Annotated in this window: 12 protein-coding genes and 1 pseudogene; 6 read left to right on the top strand and 7 right to left on the bottom strand. The window is 54.9% G+C overall.

Annotation, left to right across the window (positions count from 1 at the left end):
• The first annotated feature begins 29 nt into the window (after positions 1-29).
• The 5 genes from prfA to kdsA all read left to right on the top strand — a co-directional run bounded on the left by prfA (position 30) and on the right by kdsA (position 4,141).
• The gene (gene prfA / locus GW579_RS03680) at positions 30-1,112 is read left to right on the top strand and encodes a peptide chain release factor 1 (RefSeq protein WP_152326292.1); all 1,083 of its coding nucleotides are present in this window, start codon (positions 30-32) and stop codon (positions 1,110-1,112) included.
• Complete coding sequence (gene prmC, locus GW579_RS03675) at positions 1,112-1,945, top strand: peptide chain release factor N(5)-glutamine methyltransferase (protein WP_165057612.1); 834 nt, start codon at positions 1,112-1,114, stop codon at positions 1,943-1,945. The genes prfA and prmC overlap by 1 nt, the downstream gene beginning before the upstream one ends.
• Before the next feature lie 43 nt (positions 1,946-1,988).
• A complete protein-coding gene (locus tag GW579_RS03670; RefSeq protein ID WP_152326290.1) occupies positions 1,989-2,378 on the top strand; it encodes a SirB2 family protein in 390 nt (129 codons plus the stop codon).
• Between the two features lie 2 nt (positions 2,379-2,380).
• A complete protein-coding gene (sirB1, locus tag GW579_RS03665) occupies positions 2,381-3,190 on the top strand; it encodes an invasion regulator SirB1 (RefSeq protein ID WP_165057610.1) in 810 nt (269 codons plus the stop codon).
• Between the two features lie 96 nt (positions 3,191-3,286).
• Positions 3,287-4,141 carry a 3-deoxy-8-phosphooctulonate synthase gene (gene kdsA, locus GW579_RS03660; protein ID WP_152326288.1) on the top strand — a complete coding sequence of 285 codons (855 nt, stop codon included), beginning with the start codon at positions 3,287-3,289 and terminating at the stop codon, positions 4,139-4,141.
• Between the two features lie 75 nt (positions 4,142-4,216).
• On the opposite strand, the gene dauA is transcribed toward kdsA, so the two are convergent.
• On the bottom strand, positions 4,217-5,884 hold the full coding sequence (gene dauA / locus GW579_RS03655; protein ID WP_165057608.1) for a C4-dicarboxylic acid transporter DauA: 1,668 nt from the start codon (positions 5,882-5,884) through the stop codon (positions 4,217-4,219).
• Positions 5,885-6,154: 270 nt separating this feature from the next.
• Here dauA and GW579_RS03650 point away from each other — a divergent pair, with 270 nt between their 5' ends.
• Positions 6,155-7,261 carry a GGDEF domain-containing protein gene (locus GW579_RS03650; RefSeq protein ID WP_165057606.1) on the top strand — a complete coding sequence of 369 codons (1,107 nt, stop codon included), beginning with the start codon at positions 6,155-6,157 and terminating at the stop codon, positions 7,259-7,261.
• A 30-nt stretch (positions 7,262-7,291) separates the two neighbouring features.
• Here the strand turns inward: GW579_RS03650 and GW579_RS03645 are convergent, their stop codons facing one another.
• From GW579_RS03645 to GW579_RS03620, 6 genes and pseudogenes are all read right to left on the bottom strand, one after another.
• Positions 7,292-8,611, bottom strand: a complete 1,320-nt coding sequence (locus tag GW579_RS03645) for a cytochrome c (protein ID WP_165057605.1) — start codon at positions 8,609-8,611, stop codon at positions 7,292-7,294.
• 22 nt (positions 8,612-8,633) lie between these two features.
• Positions 8,634-10,238, bottom strand: coding sequence for a GMC family oxidoreductase (locus GW579_RS03640; RefSeq protein WP_152326284.1), 1,605 nt, complete (start codon positions 10,236-10,238; stop codon positions 8,634-8,636).
• Positions 10,231-10,785, bottom strand: a complete 555-nt coding sequence (locus tag GW579_RS03635) for a sugar dehydrogenase complex small subunit (RefSeq protein ID WP_152326283.1) — start codon at positions 10,783-10,785, stop codon at positions 10,231-10,233. The genes GW579_RS03640 and GW579_RS03635 overlap by 8 nt, the downstream gene beginning before the upstream one ends.
• A gap of 74 nt (positions 10,786-10,859) precedes the next feature.
• Positions 10,860-11,336 (bottom strand): GlcG/HbpS family heme-binding protein, encoded by a 477-nt coding sequence (locus tag GW579_RS03630; RefSeq protein WP_165057603.1) that lies wholly within the window; start codon positions 11,334-11,336, stop codon positions 10,860-10,862.
• A 399-nt stretch (positions 11,337-11,735) separates the two neighbouring features.
• Positions 11,736-12,136: pseudogene (locus GW579_RS03625) on the bottom strand (FAD-dependent oxidoreductase); the annotation flags it as partial.
• A 227-nt stretch (positions 12,137-12,363) separates the two neighbouring features.
• Positions 12,364-13,923: a serine hydrolase domain-containing protein gene (locus GW579_RS03620; RefSeq protein ID WP_165057602.1), complete on the bottom strand. Its 1,560-nt coding sequence runs from the start codon at positions 13,921-13,923 to the stop codon at positions 12,364-12,366.
• Between the last annotated feature and the right edge of the window lie 49 nt (positions 13,924-13,972).

Raw genomic sequence — 13,972 nt, 5'->3', positions numbered from 1 at the left:
TCCTTTTCTCACAGGGTTAAACACCACGCATGAAGCCTTCTATTGTTGCCAAACTGGAAGCGTTACAAGAGCGCCACGAAGAAGTGCAGGCGATGCTCGGCGATGCCAGCGTCATTGCCGATCAGGATAAATTCCGCAGTCTTTCCCGCGAATACGCTCAGTTAACGTCTGTTTCCGAATGTTTTCTGGCCTGGCGTCAGGCGCAGGAAGATTTAGAAACTGCCGAAATGATGCTCGACGATCCCGAGATGCGCGAAATGGCGCAGGACGAAATCAAAGACTGCAAAGCTACCCTCGAAGATCTCGAACAAAAATTACAGCTTCTGTTACTGCCGAAAGACCCTGATGATGAACGCGGGTGTTTCCTTGAAATTCGTGCAGGAACCGGTGGTGATGAAGCGGCGATTTTTGCCGGTGATTTATTCCGCATGTACAGCCGTTACGCAGAATCGCGTCGCTGGCGTGTGGAAATCGTGAGCGCCAACGAAGGCGAGCACGGTGGATATAAAGAAGTCATCGCCAAAGTGAGCGGTGAGGGCGCGTACGGCCAGTTCAAATTTGAATCCGGCGGCCATCGCGTTCAGCGCGTTCCGGAAACCGAATCTCAGGGACGTATTCATACGTCAGCCTGTACCGTTGCCGTGATGCCGGAAATTCCGGAAGCCGAATTGCCGGAAATCAACGCCGGTGATCTGCGCATTGATACGTTCCGTTCCTCCGGCGCGGGTGGTCAGCACGTTAACACCACCGATTCTGCCATCCGTATTACCCATATTCCGACCGGGATTGTGGTGGAATGTCAGGACGAACGTTCTCAGCACAAAAACAAAGCCAAGGCGATGTCCGTGCTCGGTGCGCGTATCCGTGCGGCAGAGGTGGCGAAACGTCAGGCGGAAGAAGCCTCTACGCGCCGAAACCTGCTGGGCAGCGGTGACCGTTCTGACCGTAACCGTACCTACAATTTCCCTCAGGGCCGCGTGACCGATCATCGCATCAACCTGACAATTTACCGTCTGGATGAAGTAATGGAAGGCAAACTCGACTCGCTGATCCAGCCGATTGTGCAGGAGTATCAGGCCGATCAGCTCGCAGCACTTTCTGAGCAGGACTAATGGATTTTCAGCGCTGGCTGCGTGAGGCTACGCGCCGTCTGGCTGCGGGTGAAAGCCCAAAGCGTGACGCTGAAATCCTGCTCGGCTTTGTGACTGGCCGGGCAAGAACCTACATTATGGCTTTTGGCGAAACACCGCTGACGGCCACTCAGCTTTTACAACTGGAAACCCTGCTGGCGCGACGCGAGCAGGGTGAACCCGTTGCCTATCTGACCGGTGAACGTGAGTTCTGGTCGTTGCCGCTGTCCGTTTCTCCCGCCACGTTAATTCCGCGTCCGGATACCGAATGTCTGGTCGAACAGGCGCTTGCCCGTCTGCCGTCTGAGCCGGTGAAGGTACTGGATTTGGGGACAGGAACGGGCGCGATTGCGTTAGCGCTGGCCAGTGAGCGGCCTGACTGTCAACTGACCGGTATCGATTTGCAGCCCGACGCGGTAACGCTGGCGAAACACAACGCGCAAAAGCTGAATATCACCAATGCGCGTTTTTTACAGGGCAGCTGGTTTTCGCCGGTCGCCGGTGAAACGTTCGCCCTGATCGCCAGTAATCCGCCGTACATAGACGCCACGGATCCTCATCTTGCGCAGGGTGATGTCCGTTTTGAACCGTCAAGCGCGCTTGTGGCAGAAAATGCCGGTCTGGCTGATCTGGCTCATATTATTCAGACGGCACCCGCGTATCTTCAAAAAGGTGGCTGGCTGTTGCTCGAACATGGCTGGCAGCAGGCGGAAGACGTACAAAAACTGCTGTGCGATGCCGGTTATCAGCAAGTTTCGACGGTGAAAGATTATGGCGGCAACGATCGCGTCAGCCTCGGACAGCGGACTTCGTAGTCAAAATCATTGAATTTAAAACGATAAAAGAAGGAAACAGGCAATGGCGTATGTCTGGATAAAGCATCTCCATCTGGCCACGATCACCCTGAGTATTGCGCTGTTTGTTTTACGATTTTTTTGGAAATGGTCGGGTTCTGCTATGATGCAGAAACGCTGGGTGAAGATAGTTCCGCACATTGTGGACACCTTGCTGCTTTTAAGCGGCATTTCGCTTATCTTCATCACGCACTTTTATCCGTTCAGCCCACAGGGAACCTGGCTGACCGAAAAGATTTTTGGCGTTATTATCTATATCGCGCTGGGCTTTGTGGCCCTGAGCAAGCGACCTGTTAGCCAGAAAACCCGCTGGCTGGCCTTTATTCTGGCGCTCGCTTGCCTGTATCTGGTTCTCAAACTGGCGCTGACGAAAATACCGCTTCTAATGGGATAACTATGAGTACCCTTGCTGATTTTGAATTTAACACTACCCGGCTCAGTACCGGGGTGATCAAAGTAACGGAATCTGTGCGTTTTGATTTCAATGCGGACGATGTGCGCCAACAGCTGCAAACGCTGGTTGATGAAGCACGCCGCGAGGTTCCTGAGGACCTTGATCAGGATCAGCAGCTTGAAGTGTTGATTGAACTGTTTTACCGCACCTGGGGATTTGGTGGCGCGGGCGGTGTTTACCGCCTTTCGGACGCTATCTGGATCGACAAGGTGCTGGCTTCGCGTCAGGGCACGCCGGTTTCGCTGGGCGTGATTTTCCTGCACATCGCGCATGAGCTGGATTTACCGCTGATGCCGGTCATCTTTCCGACACAACTGATCCTCCGCGCTGACTGGATGGATGAAGAAATGTGGTTGCTCAATCCGATCAACGGCGACACGCTCAATGAGCACATGCTTAACGTGTGGCTGAAAGGGAATCTGGGCGTGACGGCGATTATCGAAGATGATGATCTGGAAGAAGCCGATAACACAATGATCGTGCGTAAAATGCTCGACACGCTGAAAGCGGCGCTGATGGAAGAAAAACAGTTCGAACTGGCGCTGCGGGCGAGTGAAACGGTTTTACAGTTTGATCCGGATGACCCGTATGAAATCCGCGACCGTGGTCTGATTTATGCTCAACTGGAGTGTGACCACGTGGCGATTTCCGATCTCAGCTATTTTGTTGAGCAGTGCCCAGAAGACCCGATTTCAGAAGTGATTAAAGTGCAAATCCACTCGATTGAGCACAAGCAAGTCACGTTGCACTGATTTTAAATTACCTTACGTTATCACCGGATAAATGCTGATGAGACAACGCGTTGACGCATTTCACGGTGAAGGATTTACCATTAAAAAGGCCAAAGCATGAAACATAAAGTGGTTAGCATTCAGGACATTAAAGTCGCCAACGATCTGCCGTTTGTGTTGTTCGGTGGGATGAACGTACTCGAATCACGCGATATGGCGATGCGTGTGTGTGAACATTACGTCACCGTGACACAGAAACTCGGCATTCCTTACGTTTTCAAAGCGTCTTTTGATAAAGCCAACCGCTCATCTATTCATTCCTACCGCGGTCCGGGTCTGGATGAAGGTATGAAAATCTTCCAGGAACTGAAGAAAACCTTCGGCGTGAAAATCATCACCGACGTTCACGAATCCTGGCAGGCACAGCCGGTTGCAGACGTGGTTGATGTTATTCAGCTGCCTGCCTTCCTGGCTCGTCAGACCGATCTGGTTGAAGCGATGGCGAAAACGGGTGCCGTGATCAACGTGAAAAAACCACAGTTCGTGAGCCCGGGGCAGATGGGTAACATCGTGGATAAATTCAAAGAAGGCGGCAACGATCAGGTTATCCTGTGCGATCGCGGCAGTAACTTCGGTTACGACAACCTGGTTGTCGACATGCTGGGCATGAACGTGATGATCAACGCAACGGGCGGTCACCCGGTGATCTTCGACGTGACTCACGCACTGCAAACCCGTGACCCGTTTGGCGCGGCTTCCGGCGGCCGTCGTGCGCAGGTTGCAGAACTGGCGCGCGCAGGTATGGCGGTCGGTATCGCAGGCCTGTTCATCGAAGCACATGAAGATCCGGCTCACGCGAAATGCGACGGCCCGTCAGCGTTGCCGCTCGACAAACTGGAGCCATTCCTGGTTCAGATGAAAGCCATCGACGATCTGGTGAAAAGCTTCCCGGCGCTCGATACCAGCAAGTAATTTGTGGTTTGAATGTCAGTAAAAAGGCGACCCTCGGGTCGCCTTTGTTGTTTCTACAACAGAAGTTTTAAAGATTTACAGCGCCTCCGCCAGACTCCCGTGGAAGCTCAGGCGGCCTTCGACCGGCTGCATTCTGGCGCGCGCCAGCGTTTTCAGAGGCTGAAAAGGGATTTCTGCAATGCGCAGTTCCGTATCTTCCGGCAGTGTGTCGATGAAATTGCGTAAGGCGTTAACGCCGCCGGCATCAAGAACGGCGACGCGATCCCACAGCAGGACGATCACTTTTTTGCCCCCGGCTCGCGCCTGGAGTTCACTGAAAATGCGCTCGGCGGCGGCAAAGAATAACGGCCCGTTGACGCGCAGAACCAGTGTGTTATCCGGTGTTTCGACGGCAACTTCAGTCAGGCGCGTCAGCCGGGCAATACGGCGCATAAACAGCAGTGAAGCCATCACAATCCCGGCCGTAATCGCAATCACCATATCGAACAATACCGTCAGGCTCATGCAGGTCAGCATCACCAGAATGTCGTCTTTCGGCGCGCGGCGCAGTAAATCCACCACTTTATGCGCTTCACTCATATTCCACGCCACCATCAGCAGCAGTGCTGCCATCGCCGCCAGCGGAAGCCACGAAAGCAGCGGAGCAAGAATGAGCAGGGCAAGAATGACCAGCAGAGAGTGAATAATGGCGGAAACCGGCGATGTCGCACCGGCACGCACGTTCGCCGCCGACCGCGCAATGGCCGCCGTGGCAGTAATACCGCCAAAGAACGGGCTGACCATGTTGCCAATACCCTGACCGATCAGCTCATTATCCGAATGGTGTTTTTTGCCGGTCATTCCGTCGAGCACCACCGCGCACAGCAGGGATTCAATCGCGCCGAGCATCGCCATGGAAAATGCGGCGGGGAGCAATGCCTGAACCAGCGACCAGCTCAGGCCGCTGCCGTCAGGCTGTGTCCACGGCAGCGCGAACTGCGGCAGGATCGGCGGAATGCCGTTGCCCTGCGTGCCATCCGGCAAAAGGAAGTGAAAACGCGAACCGATGGTGGCAACCGGATGCCCGGCCTGCATGAAAATTGCCATCACGGCGCAACCGGCGAGTAATGCAGGCAGATGGCCGGGCACGCGCAGCCCGAGCTTCGGCCACAAAATCAGCACGCCAAGCGTGACGATACCAATTGCCGCATCGCCGATATCCAGCGTTGGCAGCGCCATCACCAGCGCGGCAACTTTACTGAGGTAATGTTCCGGCACGCTCGTCATCGTCAGGCCAAAGAAATCTTTGAACTGCATCGTCCCGATGGTGATCGCAATGCCGGACGTAAAACCGAGCGTCACCGGCAGCGGAATATATTCGATTAACCGGCCAAAACGCGCGAGGCCCATCAGCAGCAGAATAAACCCGGACATCAGCGTCGCCAGCAATAATCCTGATAAACCGAACTGCTGTGAAACCGGATAGAGAATGACGACAAACGCCGCTGTGGGGCCGGAAACGCTGAAACGCGAGCCACCGAAAATGGCAATAACGATGCCCGCAATCGCCGACGTGTACAGCCCGTACTGCGGCGGAACCCCGCTGCCAATCGCCAGTGCCATCGCCAGCGGGATGGCGATGATTCCCACGGTGACGCCTGCAATGGCATCTTTGAGTAAACGCTGAAGGGTATATTTTTCACGAAAACAGGCGTCTGTCAGGGCGCTGAAAAGGCTGACATGGCGTCTTCCTGAGGTATTCATAGGGCGTAAACCACCTGGAGAAAATATTGAAAAGAACCCGGTCTTCCTTCACCGGAAATTTGTAGCCTACGCCGGTTACACTGATTTTGCATGGACCTAAATCAAAGCAGGGCAATGCAGCCGGATACGGACTTCGCATTATTATGATTGCTGGCAATGTGACGTGTCGCCAGTTATTTCACTGACGCACACGACGGAGGCATTCATCATCTATATTTAAGTTAATACCCGTAAATCGGTCAGGGAAAGCGTGAGAGGGCGCCGTTATCTATGCCGGACATCATGTCACTGGGAAGTTTGTATGGGGATATTTGCGTCACCTACGCCACGCTTTCAATCAGTTTTTTTGTACTGAGCCGCAGTGAACCTTTTACGTTTAAAGGCGCCCACTGGAAACGGCTGGCGTTTGGATTGGTCGCGGGGATCACGGCATTATACCTGCGCGGTAACCAGCTGGTGCTGACCGAAAATCTGTCGTTCAGTTTTGAAATGTTGCCGATGATTTTAGTGACTTTTTTCGGCGGCTGGCTCAGCGGGTTAACCAGCTATTTAGTGGCGTTTCTCTTCAGCGGGATGTTCACGCTGAATAATCTGTTTATGGGCATTATTCTCGGCACGCTGTTTTTATTTCGCGTCTGGCGAAGACGTAAACATCGCGAACTGTATATTACGATCGTGCTGGTCGGTATTTTCCGTCTGGCGCTGGTTTCCGGAATTCACGGTATTGAAGTGCCGTGGACCGAGCTGATTTTTTATCAGGCGATTGCCGCCTGCTGCATGATCCTCTGTTATCACGCGCTGAATTATAAAGAAATCTACATGAATAAAGTCTTCACCATCCGCGTGAAGGCCGCAACCGATGAGCTGACGCAAATCAATAACCGCGCCAGTCTGGATTACTGGCTGGCTCAGCGGCAAATTCAGCGCGAAGCCTGCGGGTTAATTCTGCTGGATATTGATAACTTCAAACGTGTAAATGACACGCTAGGCCATCTGGTGGGCGATCGTGTATTAATTGAGGTAGGACGATTATTACGTCACCTGACGCGCAACGAGGATTTTGCCGGGCGTTACGGCGGCGAGGAGTTTCTGGTGATGACGTCAGCGTATGATCCCGCCACATTACTGGCGATTGCAGAACGTATCCGCAAGGAAGTGGAGGATTGCGTGATTATCCTCGAAGATGGCCGCACGCTGAGAGTGACAGTGTCACTGGGGGTATCGCTATATTTACCCGGCATGATTATCCGTAAATCGCTGAAACTGGCCGATTTTTCGTTATACGAAGCGAAACGGAAAGGGAAAAACTGCGTTGTAGCCAGTTCAATTCTGACGCTGGCCGCGCTCGGCGCTAAACGCCATCCGCAAAGAATGTAAAAAGGAGCCTTTACGGCTCCCTGTTTACCGCTACTTCTGCGTGCCTTCTTCAATTTTTGGCGGATAGGTCAGATCCGCGTCTTTACGCATTTTCGCCACGTCTTTCGCCGTCACCGTTGCGCCTGCCGGATCCCCAAACTGCGTACTGACATAGTTGCTCAGCGTCGCAATCTGCTCATCATTCAGCTGGTTAGCGAACGAAGGCATCATGATTTCGCCTTTATCCATATGGCGCTGGACGCCGTTTAAGATCACCGAAACCTGATTCCGGCTGTCATATGAACCGGTGCTGGTGTGGCTGAACAGCGACGGATAGGCGTGGAATCCTTCTCCGCTGCCCGCGCCGCCTTTACCGTGACAGGCTGCGCAGCTGGCGTTAAACAGCGCGGCGGCGGATTCATTCACCGTCTGGCCTTCGGCGCGCAGAGGATACACATCCTGATTCTGTTGGCCCCAGGCATCGCGCGGTTTGGTCTGCTTGTCGTCACCAACAGCCGGTACGGAACGGATATAGGTCGCGATCGCGTTCAGGTCGCTGTCAGACAGATGTTGCAGGCTGTGCTCGATAGCTTCACCCATCGCACCGGACGCTGACGCTTTCCCGGCCACAAAACCGGTTTTCAGGTACGTCACCAGTTCCTGTTGCGACCAGGTGCCGATCCCGGCGTTTTTGTCCGGCGTGATGTTAAATGCCACCCAGGAACCTAAATCACCGCCGGAAAACGCTTTGTCGGTGTCCATGCCCATGGTCAGCGTGCGCGGCGTGTGGCAGGTGCCGCAGTGTTCAAGCGCTTCCACCAGATAAGCGCCACGGTTCCAGTCCGCAGATTTGGATGGATCGTTTTTCAGCTCGCCTTTATCGAAGTTAAATAACTTCCACACGCGCATGCCCCAGCGCTGGTTGAACGGGAAAGACAAATCGGTTTGCGGCCCGGCGGAATGCACCGCGGGCAGCGACATCAGATAAGCTTTCACCGCCAGCACGTCGTCGCGTCTCATCTTAGTGAAAGAGTCATACGGCATCGCCGGATACAGCTGTTGTCCGTCTTTGCCGACACCTTCCCGCACCGCACGCACGAACTCATCATCCGTCCAGCTGCCGATACCAAATTCTTTATCGGAGGAAATATTGGTGCCGTAAATCACCCCAAACGGCGAGGCCAGCGGGTAACCGCCGCCAAATTTCGCAGTTTTATCCGCACCCGGTGCCGTATGACACGCGGTGCAGTCACCGGCAGTCGCCAGATATTCGCCGCGTTTGATAAGTTCTGCATTACCGGAGGCGTCATCCGCCCAGGCGCTGGTCGCTGCCACTAACGGCAGCATCGCCAGCATGAATTTCATTTTCATTGCTCAGTCCTCAGAAAATCAATCAGGCCAGGCTTTTCAGCACCGTGTCCGCCATGCGTAATGCCAGTGCTGTACCGGACAGCGTGGAGTTCACCGTGGAGGCCGACGGCATAATGCCGGTACCGGCAATGAACAGGTTCGGGTGGTCATGCGTACGACAGTCGCCATCCACCACGGAATCCTTCGGATCGCTGCCCATAATCATGGTGCCGGTGATGTGCTGGTTGTTGTCGTAAACGCCACGCTTGCTGTACACCACTTCGGTGCCGCCCATCTCTTTGACGATCTTCTGGAAATCGAGCATTGACTGGTCATAGCCGCGATGTACGTATTCCGGGAATTTGTAGTGGACTTCCAGACGCGGAATGCCCCATTCGTCTTTCTCAGTTTTACTCAGCACCACGCGGTTTTCCGGCTCCGGCAGCATTTCCAGCAGGCATTTCAACTGGATAAAACGCTCGGACTGGAACGCCAGTTTGTCGTTCAGCGCTTTGCCGTAATAGCCCTGACGCACCAGCCGTTCCGTGAGATAACGCACCGGAGACGTATTGGCGACGTCGATACGTAACGCGGATCGGTCGCTGCGGAATTCACCGTCGCGCAGGTTATTGATACTGCCCGGACGCATCGGGCCGCGGCCGAAATACACCGGTTCATCGGCATAGAACTCTACCGAGGTGCCGGGGTGATCCATCAGGTTACGGCCGACCATGCCGGAACTGTTGGCGATGCCGTCAGGGTATTTATCACTGGTGGACATCAGCAGCAGTTTCGGGCTTTCGATGCCGTTGGCGGTCAGGACGAAACGCTTACCGGTGACTTTGTGCGTGACTTTGTCGGCGTCGAGATAATGCACGGCAACAATCTCACCGCTGTCGCTGGCTTCAATCTTGTACACCACGGCATTGGCAATCACGCGGACACCGGCTTCGATGGCTTTACGGGCGGAAATGCCGCCGTGGTATTGCGCATCAATCGGGCAGACCGGCATGCAGTTATTGTTGCCGCAGCAGGCAGGGCGGCCATCGTAAGGAATACTGTTGCGCGCCTGCGGGCCGATGCCCAACACATAGCCCAGTTTGGCAATACGTTTGCTGATGCGGTCAAAGCCGTAAGGCAGCGGAATGCCCGGCAGCGGATACGGCTGCGAACGCGGGGAATCCAGCGCATCGTCACCGGAAACGCCCATCTGTATTTCGGCTTCGGTGTAGTACGGTTCCAGCTCTTCATAACTGATGGGCCAGTCGCGTCCGATGCCGTACAGCGTTTTGATTTTCATGTCGTTTGGCAGCAAACGAAATGCCTGTCCCGCCCAGTGCCAGGTGGTGCCACCGACGCCGCGCAGGTACTGCGCGGCATACAGATCCGGACCTTTCTGGATCAGATAGTTGTTATCTTTTGGCTGGAATTTGGGTTGTGGAGCCCAGGGTTTTGGCGGATAGGGTTCGGTAAAATCGCCTTTCAGCGGCGACTGACGAAACAGTTCGACTGCTTCGTCACGTTTGATCACCGGGCCGGAATCCAGCATCAGCACGGAAACACCGGCTTTCACCATTTTCAGCGCGGCAAGAGAACCGGCGATACCGGCACCAATGACGACGACGTCAGCATTCAGCGCATCAGCCATGAGTGACCTCCGGGGAATTTTTTTGCGTTGTGGCAGGTTTGTTAACCCAGAAATTCGGCTCACCCGGCGCGTAGCTTGGCGGCAGCAGGTTATTTTTCAGCAGCTGATAGCTGACGATGTTTTCGAATCCGATGCATTTCTGGCTGCCGGGCTGGCCGACCACGCCGAGGTACCAGCCGCTGACCAGTTGCTGATAGAGCTGCGCCAGTTCCGCGGGTTGTTGTGCCAGCAGCTGATGCAGGTCATCGCCGACCACGCCGTCATGTGCGGTGAGCAGCGCGGAAAGGGCGTCGAGCTGGGCATCAAGTTGCTTATCATGCAGCCAGCTGTAGAGTGCCTGGCCGAGATGCGGTTCGAGCGACGCCATGCCGGTCAGCTGTTTTGACAGCGTCATAAACCCGGCGGGCATGGTGATGGCTGAAGCCAGTGGTGGTGCGGCATGCGCCAGTGTGGCAAATACGCCACCGCCAAGCAGCTGGCTGCCAAACCCCGCAGCCAGCACGCCCGCGGTGCCGAGAACCATCCGGCGACGAGAGAGATTGATCATGCTGAAATTCCGTATACGTTCTGAAACGGCCACGGGCGTGACCGTCAACAAGAAGGATTGTAGAAAAGTGCCTGTTATTTCAGGACGCCGGCCGCTTTTTCAGAAGACTGGTTATCAATATCCTGCTTCGGTGTGCTGACGCCCACGGCGCCAACCACTTCGCCGTTCAGGGTCAGCGGGAACCCGCCGCCCAGCGCAACCGCGTGCGGGATCGCCAGCACCGTGGTTTCGCCACCGGCCAGACGCTGCATGAATTTCAGCGACGGCGCGTGATACAGCGCAGAGGTGCGGGCTTTACCGATTGACGCATCGACACAACCGGCCGGAGAACCGTCGAGGCGCTGGAATGCCAGTAATGAACCAGATGCGTCAACAACGGCCACGCAGCCGGTGCTATGCTGTTCGGCCAGCGTGGATTTAACGCTGTCGATCACTTTGGCTGCCTGGGCATTATCGAGCTGAGGATGCCCGGCTGCGAAGGCGGATGTGGCAGAGAACAGCAGTGAGCAGACACAAAGTAGTGTTTTAGCGGTGTGTTTTTTTACAGACATAGACTCATCCCTTGTAACAGTAGCAACAACATTGCCTTGAAAGTGTTTTGAAATAAAAACGCTGAAAATAAATAAGTTAAAAGCCAATAACGTTGTCGGGCTGAGCATTTATCGATGCTTCTTAATGCCACAACGAAGAAAGTGTTATTGCTTTTTGTTTCGTGGATGTTAATTCAATTAACAAAATAGCAGAAGTGACGGTTGCGGCTGGCAACTAATTCTTACAGGGGGTTTGTGGGGGTATTTTCATCAAATCGGGCTTGCAAGCCTTGCAGAATAAGGGTTGAGCATTTTGTGCTGTTATGTACCAAGTGATCCGTTTGTATTAACAAAGTGTGATCCAATTAACAAAAAAACTCCCGTTAAAGAGGTTTTTTGTGATGGCATATGCGCGAGATTTCAGTGCGTCATGGGAAACAGGCTGCCTTCCGGTGAGAGCCCCGCAATGGCGCGATCGCGGTTTTCCAGCCAGGCGATAATACTGCTTGCCGCCTGACGCCCGTCGTCCATTGCGGTCACCACCAGATCCGCGCCGCGCACCGCATCGCCTCCGGCAAAAATCTGCGGATGGCTGGTCTGGTACGGGAAAGCTCCCGCGTGCGACGTGACCAGACGCCCGGCCGAATCACGCTCAACGGCCAGTTCGTTCAGCCACGGCATGGCGTGCGGCTGGAATCCGAACGCCATGATAATGGCATCGGCCTCAAGCAAAATTCAGAACCGGGGATCGGTTCGGGGCGACGCCGTCCGCTGGCATCCGGTGCGCCGGGGGCGGTGCGTAACAAACGGATCCCGCAAACAACGTTTCAGCCTTGTTAATTAACCACAGATAAATAAAGGTTAATTTTGCGTCCAGATTTTGAGCGAATTTTCAATTGGGCGTCAGCACGGGTTTTCCCGTCAGGAACAGGTATTTTTGCAGGTTTTAAGTGAGGTCAACTTCGGGGGGAAATCATTCACCGAACTTGTCGCCACCCCGCATTGACCCGGAATAACCGGTTAACGCGGGGCGGCGGATGTGGCCGGTTTATTTCGTCGTCGGCCAGCTGATACGGCATTCGTCACGACGGAAATTCAGTACACGGCTGCGGTTTGATACCAGCCGGACGCTGTAACCCTGGAAGTAGAGGCAGAAGTTTTTCTTCCACGGCCCGTCGGGGAGTTCGACCAGCAGACGCCCTGCGCCGAGCGACGTCAGTTGCCCGCAGGCGCGTAAAGTGCCGACGCCAATCCTGAGCTGATCGCCTTCGATATCAAACGCGGCTTTGGATTCGGGATGGTACCAGCGCCCCTGAACCATTTTCAGGCAATCATTGGGTACGACTGGCGTGAAATACCGCGATGCATGGCCGATTTCTCCCTGAATTGCTTTGCCGTCCCAGCGCAAACGCATCGGCATGTGTGCGGAAAGCGTAATGGCTTCTTCTGCATCTGCGCCCTGATATAAGTTGTCGGCGGAACCGAGATAGCTGGCGGTACCGTTGCTGACTTTCAGCCAGTACGGCTCGGCGGTGCTGGCGTAAAGACCGTCCGGCAGCGCGTTGCTGCGCGGCGGTAACGGGGAGGCGAGCAGGGCGGACATGACTTCCAGTGCGTGAGTGTACGCGGTGGTGTCTTCACGGTTGGAAACCAGCGCCACGCCGGCGTCCAGCTCAGGATGCAACAGGAAATAGGTTTTGTAGCCGGCATGCGAGCCGCCGTGGCCGTAAACCGTATGTTCCCCGATTTGTGAAGACGTGGTGCCCAGACCGTAAGCCGACGGAATATCGCCGTGCAGATAACGTTGTTGCGTGAGGGTTTTCAGCACGCCTGCGCCGGGGCCGGTATTGCTGAGTAAGCTTTGCAGCCAGACGCTCAATGATCGCGCGCTGCCGGTCAGGCTGCCGGACGCAGAAAGATGCAGACCTGCGACGGCGGTTTTCCAGCCGGTCGCATCCTGCCAGTAGCCTGGCACCAGCCCGTGGACGATATCAAACCAGGTTTCCGGCGCGTGGAAAGCAATGTCCAGCGGTTGCGCGATATGCTTTTGCAGCAGGTCTTCGAACAGAATGCCTTTTTGTTTCAGGATCTCCTCCACCAGCCGGTAGCCGGTATTACTGTAAGAAATCTCGGTACCCGCCGGGAAATTCAGCGCGCCGTCCTGCGCCAGAAAATCCATGATCGCCCCGGCTTCGCTGACGTTATAGACCGATACGCCCAGCAGCGATAAGGTTTCGCGCACGTCCGGCAAACCGCCGGTCATGTCCAGCGCCTGACCTATCGTCACTTGTGCCATCGGGGCTTTTAGCTGGGGTAAATACTGGCCGAGGGTATCGCTGAGGGAAAGTCCTGCATCACTGCGAAGCAGTGCGAGAGCGGCAAAAATATGTTTGGTGACGGAGGCATAACGCACAACGGAATCAACGCTGAAAGGTTCGGTGGTCGTCAGATTCGACAGGCCGCCGGTGGCGTAAGCGCGCAGCGTTTTGCTGTCAAAAAGGGTGATTGCGCCACCCGGTTCACCGGGTTTATTCCATTTTTCAGTGATGCGTTTTGCTGTCGTTTCAGCCGCCTGCCACTGTAAAGCAGACTGTGCGGTGGATGTCATTAACATCTCCTTAATTGTCTATCAGTGAATAAGACGGGCAGCCCGGACT

The sequence above is a fragment of the Rahnella contaminans genome (genome assembly GCF_011065485.1).
Classification (GTDB): Bacteria; Pseudomonadota; Gammaproteobacteria; order Enterobacterales; family Enterobacteriaceae; genus Rahnella; species Rahnella contaminans.
The sequence above is the reverse complement of the archived record's forward strand: the minus strand, read 5'-3'. Positions and strand labels throughout refer to the sequence as shown.